Consider the following 19,941-nt stretch of genomic DNA (forward strand, 5'->3'; position numbering starts at 1 on the left):
TTATTTAATTTTTTGTAAGTTTTTAAGTTTTATAAATATCATGGCAGTCATTATTGCATCATTATATGCATCGTGTTTGCCAAGAGTTGGGATTTCAAGCTCTTCCATAATTGAGTTAAATCTTAAATCAATATGTCCTTGAGGAATAATTTCGATTTTATAATCATGATAAATTTCAGAAACTTCAAGGGCTCTATTTGGAAGAGTAATTCCAAGTTTTGGTTTTAAATATTTGTTAATCATAGTGATATCAAATTCTAAGAAATATCCAACTAACGGTCTATTTCCTATAAATTCAATAAATTCTATGATTACATCATTGATATCTTCAGCATGAAGTAAATCACACTCTCTGATATGATGGATTTTTATAGCTTCTGCTTGTAATTTTGTTTTAGGTTTAACAAATTTAATAAATTTTTTACTTGATACAATAGTATTATTTTTAATAATTACTGCACCAATTGAGATAATGTCATCAACTTTTGGATTTAATCCTGTTGTTTCACAATCAAAACAAACATACTCTTCATTTGAAGAATTTTCAAACAAATAAGAGTATTTTTCGTCTTTTAGATTTTTTTTATTAAAATAGTTTTTTATATTTCTAAACATAGTTTAACTTGAAATGAAATTCTAATTTTTTCTTTAATTTATTTACAATTTTAAACGACTCTTTTAATAAATCTTTTTCCATTGTATTCAAATTATCAGGGTTAATATAATTATCTATATCACTTTTTTTATCTAGTTTTTCTAGATTTGATTTTAATTTTAGATTTGTTAAAAAATTAAATGCCATTGTTAACTCTTTTGCAAACTCTTCTTCTAAAACACCAAGTTCTGTAAGTTTTTTAATTCTTTTATTTGTGTTTGTATTAAAAATTTTATTTTCTAAACTAAGACTTCTAATACCTTGAACAAGAATAAAAATACCACCTCTTTTTATATCAATCTCATTTTTGTGTTTGTTATCTTTACTATTAAATACAAAACCATCAAAAAATCCTAATGGAACATCAAAACTTGTAATAACTTTTGCAAAATGTGCATAAAAAGATAAACTATTTGAAGTAAGTTTAAATAGATATTCTTTTAAATGTGTAATTAAATTTTTATTTCCTGAAACACAAACAGCATCATAAAATATTGCAATATTCATGAAGTTATCACCATTTGGTTCATTTATCCAAGTATAAATTAAATCTTTAAAATCTGATTCTTTTCTACACCAATAAGGATTTGAAACCATGATATTTCCTTCACATCTTGGAAAACCAAAATCAACTAAAGTTTCAGTAAATTTTGTTGTAAATTCTTGAAGTTCTTTTTCATCAATAGTACAATCATCAGATAAAATCAAAGCATTATCTTGGTCTGTTTTTAGGATTTGTTCACCTCTTCCTTCACTTCCCATTACTACTAAACATGATTTTTCATATAATTCAGAAGGTGCTAAAACTTTGTATAATTTATCTAAAAGTTTTTTATTTAATTGATTAATTAATTTTGAAATAAATTCAATTTTTACACCTTTTGCATTTAGTGATTTTATGATTTTTATAAATGATAATGATGCTTCTTTTAACTCATCTATAGTTTCAGCTTTTACGATTTGATTTGAAACTGAAAAAATGTTTGTGGCAAAAAATGAAGATAAAGAGATTTGGTCTAAGATACCAATTATTTCATCTTTATCATTTTTTACAACAACTCTTTTTATTCCATGTTTAGCCATTATCAATTGAGCATTAAATAAAAAGTCATCTTCATTTATATATATTAAACCTTTTGTTGCAATTTTTACGATTTTATCGTCAAAATCCATTCTATTTAATATTACTTTTTGTCTAAAATCAGAATCAGTTACTATATACATTTCACCATTTTCATCTTTTAATAAAATAGTTGGAACTTTCTCTTTTTTTATGATTGTCGCAGCTTCAAAAATAGAAATATTTGTATCAACGATTACAGCTTTATGAATTTTTGCATCTTTTACTTTTGCAATCATGATATTAGCCATCTCTTTATTTTTTTCATAAAGAGTGTTGTTATTTAATTTTTCTGCAATTGATTGGAAAAAATAGTTCTCTAACTCTTGATTTTCATGAAGTATTTCTATAAAAATCTCTCTTGGAAGAGTGTAACAAATCGTCTCTTCTGCAGTCACAAAACTATTTTTTGAATAATTTTCGATTAAAGATATTGAATCAAAAATCTCATTTTTTGAATAAATTGAAAAAACTTCGTCATCTTGTTTTTCTTGAATTATTCCTTTTAAAATAAAAAAAAGTGATTGAGGAGTTGAACCTTGTGCTTGTACAGTTTCATTTTTCTTAAAATAAACAATATCCATATTTTCAACAAATGTATCTAGTTGTTCTGATGTTAAGTTTTGAAATGGATGAATTGAAGAGATAACTTTTTTTTGTTCTAATATACTCATATTTCCTCTTTTGTAAATATAAAAGACAAGATTGAATTAAAAAATTCAATCGACAGAACACAGTTAAAATATCAAAGGAAAACCTTTGATATTTTTAAATTAATGAGAAACAGCTCCAGCTGCACCAATTCCTGTATTTGCTCTTATATTTTGAGCTCTAAATAATTCTTTTTCATTTTTAGCTCTAGCAGAGTTATCAAGTTTTGAGAAAAACCAAATAGAAACGAATGCAATAGTAACTGAGAATAGTGCAGGGTGTGCATAAGGGAAAATCGCTTTTTCATTTCCTAAAATTTGTACCCAAACATTTGGTCCTAAAACAACGAACATTACAGCAGAAATTAATCCCATAAATCCACCAATAAATGCACCTTTTGTTGTTAATCCACTCCAGTAAATTGATAAGAATAAAATTGGGAAGTTAGCAGATGCAGCAATACCAAATGCAAGACCAACCATGTAAGCGATATTTTGAGATTCAAAAGCAATCCCTAAAACAACACCAATAATTCCAACTAATATAACTGTAATTTTTGAAATTTTTACAACTTTTTCATCAGATGCATTTGGATTAATAACATTTGCATAAATATCGTGTGATATAGCAGAAGCTCCTGCTAATGTTAATCCTGAAACAACCGCTAAAATAGTAGCAAATGCAACAGCTGAGATAAATCCTAAGAAGGCATTTCCACCTAACATGTGTGATAAGTGAACAGAAGCCATATTACTTCCACCAAATAGTTTTCCACCATCAATATATGCTTTTGCATCATCAAAATATTGAGCACCTTCAGCACTATTTAAAAATGCAATTGCACCAAAACCAACAATAGTGATAATTACCCAGAAGTACGCAACAAAACCAGTTGCATAAACAACAGATTTTCTAGCCTCTTTTGCATTACCAACTGTAAAGAATCTCATTAAAACGTGAGGAAGACCTGCAGTTCCAAGCATTAAAGCCATACCTAAAGAAATAGCAGAAATAGGGTCAGTAATAAATCCACCTGGACTTAAAATAGCTTCACCAGATTTATGATTTTCAACAGCTTTAACAGCAAGTGATTCAAAAGAGAAATTGAAATGGTATAAAACCATAATTGCCATAAATGATACACCAGAAAGTAATAAACAAGCTTTGATAATTTGTACCCAAGTAGTTGCTAGCATCCCTCCAAATGTTACATAAATAATCATTAATGCTCCAACCATAAATACAGCATATTCATAATCCATACCAAAAAGAACTTGAATTAATTTTCCAGCTCCAACCATTTGTGCAATTAAGTATAAAATAACAACTGAAATAGAACCAAATGCAGCAAGTGTTCTAATCTCTTTTTGTCCTAATCTATAAGCAGCGATATCCGCAAAAGTAAATTTACCTAAGTTTCTTAATTTTTCAGCCATAAAAAATAGAATAATTGGCCAACCAACAAGGAATGAAACGGCATAAATAACTCCATCATAACCTTTCATATAAATAAGACCAGAAACCCCAAGGAATGCAGCAGCAGACATATAATCTCCAGCAATTGCTAAACCATTTTGGAAACCTGAAATTCCTCCACCAGCTGTATAAAAGTCACTAGCAGATTTTGTTTTTCTTGCTGCCCAATATGTAATTCCTAAAGTACCAACAATAAATACAAAAAACATAATAATTGCAGCTACATTTAAGTCTCTTTTTGTTGCTTCAAAAGTCGCATCACCTGCTGCAAAAACAGATAGTGCAATAATTGAGATAAGTGCTAAAATTCTTAACATTATAATAAATCCTTTACATCTTTTTTGATTTGATTTGTTAAATCTTCAAATTCAGTATTAGCTTTTTTTACATAAATTAGTGTTGTAATAAAACTAATTACTAAAATTGCTAATGCAATAGGAAATGCAATTGTTGTAACACCATCCCCGATTTTTGTTGATAAAAGTTCTTTGTTAAATGCAATAACTAAAATATATGCATAAAACATAACTAATACAAAAATACCTAGCTTAATTCCTAAGCCATTTCTTTTTGAAACTAACTCTTTATATTTAGGATTAGATTCAATTCGATTAACCAATTCGTCGTTCATTTTTGCTCCCTTTTTTCTAGTTAATAAACAATAATGTCTATTAGCCTTTTTCATTTAAACTAATTTTTAAATGAAAAAAAGTAACTGATTATACAAGCAAATACAAATATGTAGGGATTTTTTTTTCAAAATGTGTAAAAATTGTGTAGTATTTTGTAGAAATGTAACAAAAAATTGAATTATAAATTATTAATTTTAATTATAATTCTTAAGCAAAATTTTATAAAAAGATGAAATTACTAAAGAGAAAATCTCTTTAGTAATATTTTTAGTGAGCAACAGCTCCGTCAGCTCCAATACCAGTATTAGCTCTAACATTTTGTGCTTCAAATGATTCAATTTCTTCTTTTGCTCTAGCTGATTTATCAGTTATAGAGAAGAACCAAATTGCAACAAAAGCAGCAGTTACAGAGAATAATGCAGGGTGTTTATAAGGGAAAATAGCTTGTGCATTTCCTAAAACTTCAACCCATACAGTTGGACTTAAGATAACTAATACAACAGCAGTTATAAGACCAACAAATCCACCAATAAATGTTCCTCTTGTTGTTAATTTAGACCAGTAAATTGAAAGGAATAAAATAGGGAAGTTAGCAGAAGCAGCAATAGCAAATGCAAGACCAACCATGAATGCAATATTTTGATTTTCAAATGCAATTCCTAAGATAACTCCAACAATTCCGATGATGATAACTGATCTTTTTGAAACTTTGATTTCATCAGCTTCAGTTGCTAATCCTTTTTTTACAACGATTGCATAGATATCATGAGAAATTGCAGAAGCTCCAGCAAGTGTTAATCCTGAAACAACCGCTAAGATTGTAGCAAATGCAACTGCTGAAATAAATCCTAAGAAAATATCTCCACCAACAATATGAGATAAGTGAATAGCAGCCATATTAGCTCCACCAACTAATTTACCATCTTTGAAGTAAGCAGCACCTTCTGGAGAGTTTAAGAATACAATAGCTCCTAAACCAATTACAGCAATAATTAAGTAGAAGTAACCAATAAACCCAGTTGCATAAACAACAGATTTTCTAGCTTCTTTTGCATTCCCAACTGTAAAGAATCTCATTAAAATGTGTGGTAAACCAGCAGTTCCTAACATTAATGCCATACCTAAAGAGATAGCAGAAATAGGGTCAGAAATAAATCCACCAGGAGCCATAATAGCTTGACCTTTTGTATGAGTTTCAACAGCTTTTGTAGCTAATGCTTCAAAAGAGAAACCATAATGAGCCATTACCATTAATCCCATGAAAGTTACACCAGATAATAATAATACAGCTTTGATAATTTGTACCCAAGTAGTTGCAAGCATACCACCAAAAGTTACGTAAACAATCATCATAACACCAACAAGGATAACAGCGTACTCATAATCCATACCAAATAAGATTTGAATTAATTTTCCAGCTCCAACCATTTGTGCAATTAAGTATAAAGTAACAACAGATAAAGAACCAAACGCAGCTAAGATTCTAATCTCTTTTTGTGATAATCTATAAGCAGCAATATCAGTAAATGTAAATTTACCTAAGTTTCTTAATTTTTCAGCCATTAAGAATAAAATTACAGGCCATCCAACTAAAAATCCAACAGCATAAACTAAACCATCAAATCCACTTAAGTAAATCATACCTGAAATACCAAGGAAAGAAGCAGCAGACATATAGTCTCCAGCAATAGCCATACCATTTTGGAATCCTGAAATTCCTCCACCAGCTGTATAGAAATCTGAAGCAGATTTTGTTTTACTAGCAGCCCATTTAGTAATACCTAATGTTCCAGCAATAAAGATGAAGAACATAATAATAGCAGAGATATTTAAGTCTCTTTTCCCTTCAAATGTTGCATCACCAGCAGCAAACATAGCTAATGCAAATAAAATTAATATTGTAACAATTCTTAACATTATAATAAATCCTTTACATCATTTTTGATTTCATTTGTTAAATCTTCAAATTCACTATTTGCTCTTTTAACATAAATTAATGTAGTAATAAAACTAATTACAATAATCGCAGCACCAACTGGAAACGCAGCCGTCATTACTCCCTCACCAATTTTTGTAGCTAATAATTCTTTGTCAAAAGCAATTACAAGTACAAATGCATAAAACATTACTAAAACAAAAATAGAAAGTTTTAAAGAAAACGAGTTTCTTTTTTCAACTAACTCTTTATATTTAGGATTAGACTTAATTTTGTTAACTAATTCTTTATCCATCATTCCCCTCCTGTGTAAGATTCTTTTTAAATGTCTGGAATATTAGACTATAAAAGTCGCAATAACATAGCATTTAAAATATTTTCAAAAAATTTTAATAATATTTTCATTATGAAAATATATTGAGTTATTATATTATTAAAATATAAAATACAAATTAGGAAAAAAGTTTCTAATTTGTATAAAAAGTAGTTTTCGCTGGAGTTAAATCTTTTAATTTAAGAAACATCATTGCTGTCATTATTGCATCGTTTAAAGCATCATGTTTACCAAGAGCAGGGATATCTAAAGTTTTTAAAATAGTATCAAATTTCAAGTCAATAAATTCATAATCACTTGATCTTTTTCTAGTTTTGAAATACAAAGATGAAACTTCAATTGTTTCATTAGGAAGTTTTATTCCAATAAAATTTTTTGTATATTTTGAAATAATTGTAACATCAAATTTTATATAATAGCCAACAATTGGTCTTGAACCAATGAAATCTAATAGTTGATAAATTGCATCTTCTGGATTAAGGGCATTTTCTAAATCCACTTTTCTTATGTGATGAATTTTAATAGATTCTGCATTTATATTTTTTGATGGCTTTAAAAAAACATTAAATGTTTTCCTCATCAATATCTTGTTATCTCTTATTAAAACAGCACCAATTGAAAGAATTTCATCTTTTTTAGGATTTAATCCTGTTGTTTCACAATCCAAAGAGATAAATTCATTTGGTAATGGTTCATCAAATAAAAAATCATATTTTTTATTTTTTAATCTTTTTTTATTCCAATTTCTAAAAAAATTTTCTAACATTATGAAATCTTATCTATTTTAAATACATAATTAATGAATTTTTTAAATTCAATAACAATTTTGAAAGAGTCTTTTAATAAATCCCTTTCAATTTTTCCTAAACTATGTGTGTCAATTTCATTATTGATTTTTTTCCCAGCTTGAATATCTTCTAATTGAGACTTTAATCTTAATGTATTTACAACATCAAAAGCTTCCAATAATTCAGCTGCTTTGTCTTTTTCTAAGATTTTTTTCTCTTCTAAAATTTTTATTCTTTTTACAGTTGTTGTTTCTCTAATTCTTTCTCTTAAAGCTAAACTTCTAATTCCTTGAACGATTGGAAAAACAGCTGCTTTTTTAATATCAATAAAGTGTGTTTTTGTCATAAAATTAGAAATTGTTGTTGGTGTATCAAAAGCAAGTGTTGCCCTTGCAAAATATGCCATAAATACGTCTTTATCGTGAAGTTTATTAAATAAATTATCTTTTAAATTAATTAATAACTCTTTATCTCCTGCAACTGCAAATGAATCAAAGAATATTGCTAAATCCATATAATTTTGCATATCAGGAGCTTCTATCCATCTTACTGTTTCAGCTTTATACTCTTTTACATTTTTGCACCAAAATGGATTTGAAACCATAATATTACCTTCACAAGGAGGATAACCAAAGTCTATTAAGTGTTTAGTTATTTCTTGCATATAAGGTCTATATTGTTCAACATCAACATCATCTCTTACAACTAAAGCATTATCTTGGTCAGTTTTTATAATCTGTTCATTTCTTCCTTCACTTCCCATTACAATCAGACAAGCATCATTTCTTAACTCTTTTGGTAAAACTAGGTTATAAAGTTTTTGATAAACTTTTGTATTTAATTGACCAATTAGATTTGAAATATGATTTACTTTTACACCTTTTGCGTGTAAACTTTTTATGATATTAATTAAATCTTTACTTGCAGATTTTAAGTCCTCAACATTTTTAGCTTTTTTGATTTTTGAATCTACAACATAACTGTGATTTGCAAAATGTGAAAGAACATCAATTTGTTCTAATATTCCTATCATTTCACCTTTACTATTTGTTACACCAATTCTTTTTATATTCTTTTTGATTAATATTGTAAGAGCTTCAAATAAATAGTCATCATTATTTACAGTTAGAAGAGGGAAAATAGCAATACTTTCTACTGGAATATCTAAATCTCTACCCTCTAATAATACTTTTACTTTTAAAAGTGAATCTGTAATAATTCCATATTCACCAGATGCTTTTTTTATAATTATTGTTGAAGTTTTATACTCCATTGATTTTTGAATTGCATCAATTAATTTTGTATTTTCTTCAACTATACAAGCTTCATGAATTAAAGTATCTTCAACTTTTGCAATCATAAATGACGAGAGTTGAGAAGTGTACTCTTTATCTTTTAGTGATTGAATTTTATTTACTAAATCTTTTAGAAAATAGTCTTTGAATTGTTGATTTTTTTCAATTAAATTAAGAAAAGTATTCTTTTCAATTTCATAACAAATTAGTTCTTCATTTACTCTAAATGTGTTAGAACATTTTCCATAAATCAAAGAGTTTGAATCAAAAGAATCTTCACTTTCATAATCCATAACAACAACATTATCAGCAGAGTACTCATAAACTGAACCTTTTATAATAATAAAAAAATGATTAGGAATTTTTTCTGGACTAATTAATATCGTATCTTTAGGATAATAAGCGATATCCATATGTTGAATACATAAAGACATTTGTCCTGGAGTTAAAACTTGAAAAGGATGAATATTTGAAAGAAAAGCCTCTTGATCTTGTATACTCATTTATTTCCTTTAATAATAATATTTTTTTAAATTAAAGTATTATTTTAATTTAAAAAAATACTAAAAGTATACCTTTGAAGGTATACTTTATAGTTTTTAGTGATCTAACGCTTCACCAGCACCAGAAGGAATTCTGATTCTCTCAACTAATTCTTGAATTTCAGTTGGAGGTGGAGGAGTCATTCTTGATACAATTAAAGCAACAATTAAGTGTAAAATAGTACCAATAGTTCCAATTCCAGTTGGGTCAATTCCAAATAGATAGTTTTCTTTTAATCCACCCCATGAATACGAAGTAAACAATATATCCAAATGTGAAGATTAATCCAACTAAAATACCTGCAATCGCACCTTCTTTATTCATTCTCTTATCAAATACCCCAAGGATAATTGTAGGGAAGAATGCAGCAGCTGCTAAACCAAATGCAAAAGCAACAACTTGTGCAACGAAACCTGGAGGGTTAATTCCTAAATATCCTGCAATAACGATTGCAACGATAGCTGAAATTCTTGCCCACATTAACTCTGTTTTTTCATTTAATGTAGATTTACCAGTTGCTTTATCTTTAAAGATAACTTGTCCCATTAAATCGTGTGAAATAGCTGACGCAATTACAAGTAATAATCCAGCTGCTGTTGATAATGCTGCTGCTAAACCTCCAGCTGCGATAAATGCGATAACCCAGTTTGGTAAGTTTGCAATCTCAGGGTTTGCAAGAACCATAATGTCATTATCAACATAGATTTCATTAGCAATTCCATTACCTTTTGCTAATTCTTTCTCATCAGCTGCACCTTTAGCATTAGTACTTAACTTATGTCCATCTTCTGCTCTTTTATCTCCATCGTATGCAGGTTTTCCACCTTTACCATCAAATGCAGCTCCAGAAGCATATTGGATTTTACCATCACCATTTCTATCATTCCATGCTAATAATCCACCATTTTCCCAAGTAGCAAACCATTTACCATTATTTGATGTTCCATCAATATGTTTTGCTTCACCATTTACAAATGCAGAATACTCAACATTTTGTACATTTTTAATTAAGTTGATTCTTGAGAAAGAAGCAACAGAAGAAATAGTTGTATACATAATAGCAATGAATACTAAAGCCCATCCAGCAGATACTCTTGCATCTTTTACTGTTGGAACTGTAAAGAATCTAACGATAACGTGAGGAAGACCAGCTGTTCCTAACATTAAAGCAGTTGTTAACATAAATACATTCCATAAGTTACCTGGCTCAGTATAAGGTTTAAATCCTAAATCAAGTAAAGATTGATCTAGTGCATGTAAAAGGTAAGTTCCTTCAGGAATTACTTGTACACCTGTACTAAATGCAAACGTAGTTGTTGCAAAAATACCTAATTGAGGTAAGAATGTATCAGTTACTTGTAATGATAAGAAAATTGCTGGAATTGTATAAGCAAAAATCATTACAACATATTGTGCAACTTGAGTATACGTAATACCTTTCATACCACCAAGAACAGAGTAGAAGAATACAATTGCCATACCAATAATAACACCTGTATTTACATCAACTTGTAAGAATCTTGAGAATACGATACCAACACCTCTCATTTGTCCTGCAACATAAGTAAATGAAACGAAAATTACACCAATAACAGCAACAAGTCTAGCTGTATCAGAATAGTATCTATCACCTACGAAATCTGGAACAGTAAATTTACCAAATTTTCTTAAATAAGGAGCAAGTAACATTGCAAGTAGAACGTATCCACCAGTCCATCCCATTAAATAAGCAGCTCCATCACTTCCTTTGAAAGCAATAATACCTGCAAGTGAGATAAATGACGCAGCAGACATCCAGTCAGCAGCAGTTGCCATACCATTTGCAACAGGGTGAACTCCACCACCAGCAACATAGAAATCTTTAGTTGATCCAGCTTTTGCCCACAATGCAATACCTATATAAATTGCGAAAGAAACACCTACGAATAGATAAATTAATGTTTGTAATTCCATTTTCTATTCTCCCTATTCATTTACGCCATATTTCTCATCAATTCCTGTCATTACTTTTACGTAAACAAAAATTAAGATAACAAATATATAAATTGCACCTTGTTGTGCAAACCAGTAACCTAATTTAACTCCACTAATCTCAATAGTGTTTAGTTCGTTAATAAATAAAATTCCACAACCAAAAGAAACTAGAAACCAAACTACAAGTAATTTGATAATCATAGAAATATTTTCTTTCCAGTATGCTTGTGCTTTTTCTGGACTCATCTTAGCTCTCCTTTTTGAATTTTTATCAAACAAATTAATGTCAAATAATTAACAATGAAACTATAACAATTATGAATAGCAAAAAGGTAGCAATTAATTTTTTTTTGGAAAATTTAATTATTTTTGAGAAAAGAGTTAGACTCAAATCTAAGATAAGAGCCTAAATATAGTGCTTTTATACAGAATAATATCTGTCTATTTTATAACCAAGACCTCTAATATTTTTTATAAAATCTTCTTTTAATGCTTTTTTTAATCTTGAAATTTCAGCTCTAATTGTTGGGTTATCAATATTTTCTCCATCCCATATATCAATTCTGAATCTTTCAAAATCAACAATCATATTGATATTTAATGCTAGAATATGGATGATTTCTAACTGTTTTTTTGTTAGATTTTGTGGTTCACCATTAAAATATAAAGTTTGTTTATCTTTTGAGTAAGAATAGTTTTCTGAAAATCTAATATGTGAAGTGTTATTTTGTTCTTTTTTTAGAATTTGATTTATTTTGATACCTAATTCACCTAAATGAAAAGGTTTTTTTATATATTCTCGACATCCTAAATCATATGCTTTAGAAATATCTTCAATATCAATCAATGCAGAAATAAAAATAGTTGGAATATAGATTTTTTTGCTATTTAATTCACTTAAAATCTCAAAACCATCTTTTGTAGGAACATTTATATCTAACACAAGTAAATCATATGAACTATTTATATTATCAAGAACTTCTTGTCCATCTGAAAAACTTTCAACCATATGACCTATATTTCTTAAATATTCACTTATTGCATTATTTAGCATTAATTCATCTTCAAGCAGTAGTATCTTCATTTATTTTAAACCTATAAGTAAATTTTGTCTCTTTTTCATTTGAATTAAGATTGATTATAACTAAATTTTTATCACATATATCTTTTACGATTTTTAAGCCTAATCCAAAACCACCTCGGGCTGAATTTTCTCTATAAAAATCATCAAATATTTTTTCTGTATCTTCTATTTTTTTAGAGTTTGTTGTTACTGAAAACTCTATTTCATCATCATTTAAATAATACAATTTTACAAAAATTGCAGATTGGGCAAATGAGTATTTAATTGCATTTGAAAGATTATTATCAATTATCCTTTGAAGCTCTGTAACATTAAATTTTATATATAAATCATCTTCAATACTATTTATAAAATATAAAGAGTTTGATTTTGCAATTTCATCAAAAAAATCTAATCTATTTTTTAAAATATTAGTAAAATCCAAATACTCTTTTTCATAAATTACTCTATCTTTTTTTATTAAATATGATAAATCATCATAAATATATTGAATGATTTTTGAACCTGATTCAATATTTGTAATATATTTGTTATTTGGAATTTTCATTTTAAGTAAATCAATATTTGTTCTTATAATTGATAAAGGTGTATTTATTTCGTGAACTGAATTTTTTATAAATTTTTTTTGAGATTCAATCAAGTTGGTTAATTCTTTTGTTTTTTCATTTACTTTGTATTCAAGATTTTTATTTAAATCTTCAAGCATATGAGTTTTTAATTTTATATTATTCATTGCATCTGTTGCATAATTAGCAATTACTTTAAATTCCCCAAAAATAATTCTATTTTGATTAATAGGTTCATCATTTTTTTGTGATTCTTTAAAATATTTTCCTATCTCTTTTACGTCATTAACAATTAGTATGGTTGCATTTTTATATATAAAAATAGAGTAAAGAATTAACATAACTGTTAAAGAAGTAATTTGAAGAGTATAGTTTGATATTTTTTGATTGTATTCTTCTTCTTTTAAGTGTACTAATTTATCAATTTCATCTAAATATACACCTTTTCCAATTGACCAATTCCAAGCATTATAAGATTTTGCATATGATACTTTATTGGTTTCTTTATTTATCTCTGGTTTAAACCAAACATAATCAACATAACCACCAAACTCTTTTTTAGAAGTGTTTATCAATTCTTTAATAACTTCTTTTCCCTTTGAATCAACAACATTTAAAAAGTTTTTACCAATATTTCCTTTTGAAACAGAATTTTGTATTACAGTACCATTAAAATTGTATATAAAAATATATTCATTTGGATTATCTCCAATTCTTAGTTTCTCAATGGCTTCAATAACTTCTTTTTGGATAGTTTCTAAAGGCTTTTTATCTTTGTTTTGGTTGTAATAATAATCAATAAAATTAATTACATAGTTAACTTGATTTTTAATCAAAGTTTTTTGACTATTAGTATAATCATTTTTTAAAGTGTGTATTTTTTCTTGTAATTCTTCGTGAGCATTATTTATGATGATAAAAGTAAAAAAAGATATTAGAATAATAATAAATAAAATACTATATACGATGAGATGATATAAACTTTTTGCTTTTAACATAACTTAGACTACCTTTGTGCAATTAAATGGTTGATATGGTATCTAGTTTTTTATAATAAGAATCTTTTTTTAGATTATATTTCAAGTGGCGCGGCTGACGAGACTCGAACTCGCGACCTCCTGCGTGACAGGCAGGCATTCTAACCAACTAAACTACAGCCGCACTTGGAAATATATAAAGAAGTGGTGGTCGATATAAGACTCGAACTTATGACATCTACCTTGTAAGGGTAGCGCTCTACCAACTGAGCTAATCGACCGTTTGTTGCATATTTGGCTTGGTGACCCCTAGGGGATTCGAACCCCTGTGGCATGGATGAAAACCATGAATCCTAACCGTTAGATGAAGGGGCCAAGATTATGCAACAATGTAAAAGTGGTGACCCGTGATGGATTCGAACCATCGGCCCCCTCATTAAAAGTGAGATGCTCTACCGGCTGAGCTAACGGGTCACATAAATAAACAATAAAAGTGGCGCGGCTGACGAGACTCGAACTCGCGACCTCCTGCGTGACAGGCAGGCATTCTAACCAACTAAACTACAGCCGCACTTTATAAACAAAGTCACAATAAAATAAAAATCCTATACTAACTGTATTTTTAGATTTTTAAGTGGTGGTCGATATAAGACTCGAACTTATGACATCTACCTTGTAAGGGTAGCGCTCTACCAACTGAGCTAATCGACCGTTTGTTGCATATTTGGCTTGGTGACCCCTAGGGGATTCGAACCCCTGTGGCATGGATGAAAACCATGAATCCTAACCGTTAGATGAAGGGGCCAAGATTATGCAACAATGTAAAAGTGGTGACCCGTGATGGATTCGAACCATCGGCCCCCTCATTAAAAGTGAGATGCTCTACCGGCTGAGCTAACGGGTCACATATTTTGTCCTTCTTTAAGTTGTTCTACTTAAATTGGACTGGAATTATAGTGCAAAACATTTTATTTGTCAAGAGTTTTTTGAATAAATTTTGAAATTTCTTTTAAAGATGTTTTTGCAGCTTGTATTTGCACTTCTTCTCTTGAACCTTTAAAGTGGTACATATTAACGATTTTATGGTTGTTTGAGTCACTTATTCCAATAACAACTGTACCTACAGGTTTATTTTTTGTTTTACCAGTTGGACCTGCAATTCCTGAGATAGCTATTGCAAAATCTGCATTAAATTTTTTAATTACTCCATCTAACATCTCATTTACAACTTCAATACTAACTGCACCAAATGTTTCTAAAGTTTCATTTTTTACATTTAATTCTTGATTTTTTATTTTATTTGAGTATGTAACTATGCTTCCATTAAAAATATCAGATGAGCCAGAGATTTTTGTAATTAAACTTGCAACTAAACCTCCTGTACAAGATTCAGCAGTTGTAATAGTTTTATTATATGTTCTTAAAAGTTCTTGTAGCTTTATCATATCATTTTCATTAAATATATCTTCATACATAACTTTTCCTTTGTAAAGTAATTATTTGATGTATTTTAATGATTATAAGATTAAATAGGGATAATTATAAGAATATAGAAGAAATTAATAGAAGAAAAAATTCTTCTACTAATTATATAGATTATTTGTCGTCAGTAAAGTCAGCTAAGAATTGATCTTCATAGAAAGTTTTACCTAAGTGTTCACAAACTTTTTTGATATCTCTTTCTGCATTTCCTAAACAAGATGTAGCACCTGGTGATGGAGTCATATTAAAGATAATTCCTTCAAGCTCAGTAATTGAAGCTTCTCCAAGCATTAATTTTTTCTCAGTTTTATTTAAAACTTGAGGTCTAACCCCTCCAAATCCTTTTGCATATTCAATATCATCTACACTTAAAGATGGAACGATTTTTCTAGCATCTTTTACGAATAGACCTTTATTAATTCCTGGTACTTCAAATAAGAAGTTTTTGAATACATAATTTCTAATATCTGAATCTTTTAATAAGTCCCAGAAAATTTTCATAATGCTTCCATCAAAATTCATAGTTTTTAGACATTGGAAGAATGATTTTCCACCTTTGTATCTTTCAAGAACTAATAATGCTAATGCAGTTGGTCCAAATCTTGTTTTACCTTCACAAAGGATATCTGGATCTCCATGAAGAGCAGCAAATGGTAATTTATCATTTTGAACCATGTAAACTTTACCATTTAAGTAAGTTCCATTTGTAATATAGAATGACCCTGCCATTGATAAAGAACCCATATGTTTTCCATAACCCATTTTGTGAGCTAAGAATAATGAGTGAGCACCAGCGTCAACAACAACGAAATCAGCGGTATAAACTGTACCATTTGTTGTAGTTAATTTGAATTTACTTCCAACTTTTTCAATCTCTTCAACTTCAGAATTAAAGAATACATCAGTTGTTTTAGAACTATCAGCATTTTGACCAGCTTTAACTAATTCTTTAGTCATTGCTCCAAAATCAACAGTTGTATATTGATCATCTGTTCCCATAGCAATAATTGGTTCTGGTCTTTCTTTTGTTCTTTCTTTATCTGCCCAAACTAATAAAGGTTCTTTTTCTTTTAAAGTCTCTTTATCCCATAATTCTAAGTAAGGGAAAATTTCTTTAAATTTGTTATATCTATCAGTTATAAATTGAACTTCTTTTTCACCAACTCCAAGAGCCATTTTTTGGTGTTTGAACATAATTTTATCTTGAAGATTATACATTAAGTTGAATTTTTCAATCATCTTAGCTGTTCTTTTTGTGATTTTAGCTTTTTCAAATGTATAATTTGTTTCAATATCTCCCACGTGAATAGTTTGAGAGTTACTTGTACCTTTTGAATTTAATGTAGCTAAGTCTTCGTATTTTTCTAATAAACACATACTGTTTACATCAGAATATTTTGCTAACTCGAAAAATAGAGCTGCCCCAGAGATTCCTCCACCAACAATTACTACTTCATAGTGTTTTTCATTCATTTATCTTTCCTATGCTTTTTTGTGAAATATCTGAGGATTTTATCATATAAATTTTATATTTAACATAAATACTACACAAAATTACACAATATTAAATAAATTATAGATTTTAGTAACAAACTATTATTTATAAATGCTAAATTTAGTTTTAAATTTAATTAGATATAATCAACGATTTAATGAAACAACAAATAAATATTTGAAAAATGAAGGTGTTATAATGGATTATAAAGAGAGTTTATTACTTCCAAAAACAGATTTCCCAATGAGAGGGAATCTTCCTCAAAATGAGCCAGTGAAATATAAGCAATGGGATGACAAAAAAGTTTACGAAAAAATGAAAAAAAATAGAGTGGGGTGTCCATCATTTACACTTCACGATGGACCTCCTTATGCAAATGGGAATATTCATATTGGTCATGCTTTAAATAAAATTCTAAAAGATATTATTAACAAATTTCATTATTTTGAAGGAAAATCAATTAGATATGTTCCAGGATGGGATTGTCATGGTTTACCAATTGAACAAAAAGTTGAAGAGAAAATTGGTAGTGAAAAGAAAAAAGAGTTACCAAAATCAAAATTAAGACAATTATGCAGAGACCACGCAACTAAATTTGTTGAAATTCAAAAAGATGAATTCAAAAAATTAGGTGTAATTGCTGATTGGGAAAATCCATATTTAACGATGGATTTTAAATTTGAAGCTAATATTTATAGAGAATTATGTGCAATTGCAAAACAAGGTTTATTAGTTCAAAGAAGCAAACCAGTTTATTGGTCTTGGGCTGCTCAAACTGCGTTAGCTGAAGCTGAAGTTGAGTATGAAGATAAAACATCTCCATCAATATTTGTGGCGTTTAAACATGAAAGTATTGATGCAAGTATAATTATATGGACAACTACTCCTTGGACACTTCCAGCAAATACAGGGATTTCATTAAATGGTGAAGAAGAGTATGTAAAAACAGCTGATAAATTTATTGTTGCAAAAAAATTATATAACTCTTTAATAGAAAGTGGAGTTATAAGTGGTGAAGTAGTTGAAACTATTAATCCAAAAGATTTAGAAAACACATTTGCAATTAATCCATTAAATGGAAGAACTTCTAAAATTGTTTTAGGTGACCATGTTATGATGGATTCAGGAACTGGAGCAGTTCATACAGCACCAGGTCATGGAGAAGATGACTATAAAGTTGGATTAAGATATAACTTAGATGTAATTATGCCAGTTGATGCATATGGAAAATATGACGAAACAATAGTTAGAGAAAAACTATTTAAAGACACAGATAAATATTTAGGATTAAATGTATTTAAAGCAAATGAGTTAATTTTAGAAGAGTTAGGAAGTGCTTTATTAAAAAGAGTAGATATTAGACACTCTTATCCACATTGTTGGAGAACTCATACACCAATTATTTTTAGAGCAACAAAACAATGGTTTATTTCAATAGATGATAAATATGGTAATAAAAATAATACATTAAGAGAAAATGCTTTAGAAGTTGTTGAAAATTTAAAATTCTATCCAGAGTGGGGAAGAAATAGATTAAAAGCAATGTTAGAAGGAAGACCTGATTGGTGTATTTCAAGACAAAGAGATTGGGGAGTTCCAATTGCATTTTTTAGAAATAAAAAAACTGATGAAATCATTTTTGATGAAAAAGTTTTAAATTATACAGCAATGATTTTTGAACAAAAAGGTTGTGATGCTTGGTATGATTTAGAGATTTCTGATTTATTATATCCAGGAAGTGGATTAAATCCAAATGATTTAGAAAAAACTGTTGATATTTTAGATGTTTGGTTTGATAGTGGTTCAACACAAAATGCAGTTTTAAGAAGTAGAAATTATGATGCGGGAACTTTCCCAGCTGATATGTATTTAGAAGGAAGTGACCAACATAGAGGTTGGTTCCAATCTTCACTTTTAACAACTTTAGCTTCAAGTGAAATTGCTCCTTATAAATCGATTTTAACACATGGATTCACTGTTGATGAAAAAGGTGAAAAAATGTCTAAATCAAAAGGAAATGTTGTTGCTCCTGATAAAGTAATCAAAGAGTACGGAAGTGAAATTTTAAGACTTTGGGTTGCTATGAGTGATTACCAATCTGATTTAAAAATCTCTGATAATATCTTAAAACAAAATGGTGAGTTATATAGAAAAATCAGAAATACTGCAAGATTCTTACTTGCAAATATTGATGATTTAGAAGAAATCATTAGTGTTGATAAAATGGGACCTTTAGATAAATGGGTTTTAAATAAAGCTAAAAAAGTATTTGATGAAATTGAAGCTGCATTTTATGCTTATGAATTCTCAAAAGGTTTAAATAAATTAAATAACTTCTTAGTTGTTGATTTATCTGGAATCTATTTAGATGTTTGTAAGGATAGATTATATTGTGATGATAAAAAAGATATTCACAGACTTGCATCTCAAAGTGCAATGGCATTAATCGCTAAAAAATTAATCTCAACATTAGCTTGTATTTTAACTTATACAATGGATGAGTTATTAGAGTATGCACCAGCATTTATAAAAGATGGATGTGAAGATATTTTTGATTTCAAAAAAGTTGAATTACCAGAAGTTGAATCAACTTTAAATGAAGTAGTTTTATTAACTGCAAAAGAAAAATTCTCTGAAATCAAAGATGCTTTAAGTAAAGAAAAAGTAATCAAATCAACTTTAGAATTAATGATTTATACAAACTGTGAAGAAATTTTAGCTTTAGATGAAGTAGAATCAAGTGATTGGTTCTTAGTAAGTTCTGTAACAAATAATAAACAAAACTCTGATATACTTGGAAGTTTCCAAATTGATGGAAAAGATTTCGAAGTTTATAAAGCCGTAGCTCACAAATGTCCAAGATGTTGGAAATTTACAGCAACAGCTGAAGAAACTCTTTGTAATAGATGTGAAGACGTTTTAAAATAGGAAAA

Annotated in this window: 16 protein-coding genes and 8 tRNA genes; 1 reads left to right on the plus strand and 23 read right to left on the minus strand. The window is 28.5% G+C overall.

Annotated features, from left to right (window positions below; translation table 11 throughout):
- From AELL_RS03235 to AELL_RS03340, 23 genes are all read right to left on the minus strand, one after another.
- The gene (locus AELL_RS03235) at window positions 1–615 is read right to left on the minus strand and encodes a 3'-5' exonuclease (RefSeq protein WP_118916570.1); all 615 of its coding nucleotides are present in this window, start codon (window positions 613–615) and stop codon (window positions 1–3) included.
- Window positions 608–2,449, minus strand: a complete 1,842-nt coding sequence (locus AELL_RS03240) for a putative nucleotidyltransferase substrate binding domain-containing protein (protein ID WP_118916571.1) — start codon at window positions 2,447–2,449, stop codon at window positions 608–610. The genes AELL_RS03235 and AELL_RS03240 overlap by 8 nt, the downstream gene beginning before the upstream one ends.
- Window positions 2,450–2,548: 99 nt before the next feature.
- The gene (locus AELL_RS03245) at window positions 2,549–4,219 is read right to left on the minus strand and encodes a cation acetate symporter (RefSeq protein ID WP_118916572.1); all 1,671 of its coding nucleotides are present in this window, start codon (window positions 4,217–4,219) and stop codon (window positions 2,549–2,551) included.
- Window positions 4,219–4,533, minus strand: coding sequence for a DUF485 domain-containing protein (locus tag AELL_RS03250; RefSeq protein WP_118916573.1), 315 nt, complete (start codon window positions 4,531–4,533; stop codon window positions 4,219–4,221). Before AELL_RS03250 ends, AELL_RS03245 begins: the two co-directional genes overlap by 1 nt.
- 268 nt (window positions 4,534–4,801) lie before the next feature.
- Complete coding sequence (locus AELL_RS03255; protein WP_118916574.1) at window positions 4,802–6,451, minus strand: cation acetate symporter; 1,650 nt, start codon at window positions 6,449–6,451, stop codon at window positions 4,802–4,804.
- On the minus strand, window positions 6,451–6,765 hold the full coding sequence (locus AELL_RS03260; RefSeq protein WP_118918605.1) for a DUF485 domain-containing protein: 315 nt from the start codon (window positions 6,763–6,765) through the stop codon (window positions 6,451–6,453). The genes AELL_RS03255 and AELL_RS03260 overlap by 1 nt, the downstream gene beginning before the upstream one ends.
- Before the next feature lie 172 nt (window positions 6,766–6,937).
- Window positions 6,938–7,570 (minus strand): 3'-5' exonuclease, encoded by a 633-nt coding sequence (locus tag AELL_RS03265; RefSeq protein WP_118916575.1) that lies wholly within the window; start codon window positions 7,568–7,570, stop codon window positions 6,938–6,940.
- Window positions 7,570–9,390 (minus strand): DUF294 nucleotidyltransferase-like domain-containing protein, encoded by a 1,821-nt coding sequence (locus AELL_RS03270; protein WP_118916576.1) that lies wholly within the window; start codon window positions 9,388–9,390, stop codon window positions 7,570–7,572. The genes AELL_RS03265 and AELL_RS03270 overlap by 1 nt, the downstream gene beginning before the upstream one ends.
- Before the next feature lie 96 nt (window positions 9,391–9,486).
- Complete coding sequence (locus AELL_RS14355; RefSeq protein ID WP_226806011.1) at window positions 9,487–9,693, minus strand: hypothetical protein; 207 nt, start codon at window positions 9,691–9,693, stop codon at window positions 9,487–9,489.
- On the minus strand, window positions 9,638–11,383 hold the full coding sequence (locus AELL_RS03275; protein ID WP_226806012.1) for a sodium:solute symporter family protein: 1,746 nt from the start codon (window positions 11,381–11,383) through the stop codon (window positions 9,638–9,640). Before AELL_RS03275 ends, AELL_RS14355 begins: the two co-directional genes overlap by 56 nt.
- 12 nt (window positions 11,384–11,395) lie before the next feature.
- A complete protein-coding gene (locus tag AELL_RS03280) occupies window positions 11,396–11,650 on the minus strand; it encodes a DUF4212 domain-containing protein (RefSeq protein ID WP_118916577.1) in 255 nt (84 codons plus the stop codon).
- A gap of 175 nt (window positions 11,651–11,825) precedes the next feature.
- Window positions 11,826–12,488, minus strand: coding sequence for a response regulator transcription factor (locus tag AELL_RS03285; RefSeq protein WP_118916578.1), 663 nt, complete (start codon window positions 12,486–12,488; stop codon window positions 11,826–11,828).
- A complete protein-coding gene (locus AELL_RS03290) occupies window positions 12,469–14,052 on the minus strand; it encodes a sensor histidine kinase (RefSeq protein WP_118916579.1) in 1,584 nt (527 codons plus the stop codon). Before AELL_RS03290 ends, AELL_RS03285 begins: the two co-directional genes overlap by 20 nt.
- Before the next feature lie 86 nt (window positions 14,053–14,138).
- A tRNA-Asp gene (locus AELL_RS03295) sits at window positions 14,139–14,215 on the minus strand.
- A gap of 21 nt (window positions 14,216–14,236) precedes the next feature.
- Window positions 14,237–14,312, minus strand: a tRNA-Val gene (locus AELL_RS03300).
- A 19-nt stretch (window positions 14,313–14,331) separates the two neighbouring features.
- A tRNA-Glu gene (locus AELL_RS03305) sits at window positions 14,332–14,406 on the minus strand.
- A 23-nt stretch (window positions 14,407–14,429) separates the two neighbouring features.
- Window positions 14,430–14,505: transfer RNA gene (locus AELL_RS03310), tRNA-Lys, on the minus strand.
- Between the two features lie 20 nt (window positions 14,506–14,525).
- A tRNA-Asp gene (locus tag AELL_RS03315) sits at window positions 14,526–14,602 on the minus strand.
- Window positions 14,603–14,666: 64 nt separating this feature from the next.
- Window positions 14,667–14,742, minus strand: a tRNA-Val gene (locus AELL_RS03320).
- A gap of 19 nt (window positions 14,743–14,761) precedes the next feature.
- Window positions 14,762–14,836, minus strand: a tRNA-Glu gene (locus AELL_RS03325).
- Between the two features lie 23 nt (window positions 14,837–14,859).
- Window positions 14,860–14,935: transfer RNA gene (locus tag AELL_RS03330), tRNA-Lys, on the minus strand.
- A gap of 64 nt (window positions 14,936–14,999) precedes the next feature.
- Complete coding sequence (locus AELL_RS03335) at window positions 15,000–15,506, minus strand: CinA family protein (protein ID WP_118916580.1); 507 nt, start codon at window positions 15,504–15,506, stop codon at window positions 15,000–15,002.
- A 121-nt stretch (window positions 15,507–15,627) separates the two neighbouring features.
- Window positions 15,628–16,986, minus strand: coding sequence for an FAD-dependent oxidoreductase (locus tag AELL_RS03340; protein WP_118916581.1), 1,359 nt, complete (start codon window positions 16,984–16,986; stop codon window positions 15,628–15,630).
- Between the two features lie 220 nt (window positions 16,987–17,206).
- On the opposite strand from AELL_RS03340, the gene ileS reads away from it, so the two are divergent.
- Window positions 17,207–19,936: an isoleucine--tRNA ligase gene (gene ileS / locus AELL_RS03345; RefSeq protein WP_118916582.1), complete on the plus strand. Its 2,730-nt coding sequence runs from the start codon at window positions 17,207–17,209 to the stop codon at window positions 19,934–19,936.
- Window positions 19,937–19,941 lie beyond the last annotated feature (5 nt).

Source organism: Arcobacter ellisii (assembly GCF_003544915.1).
In the GTDB taxonomy this organism is placed as follows: Bacteria; Campylobacterota; Campylobacteria; order Campylobacterales; family Arcobacteraceae; genus Aliarcobacter; species Aliarcobacter ellisii.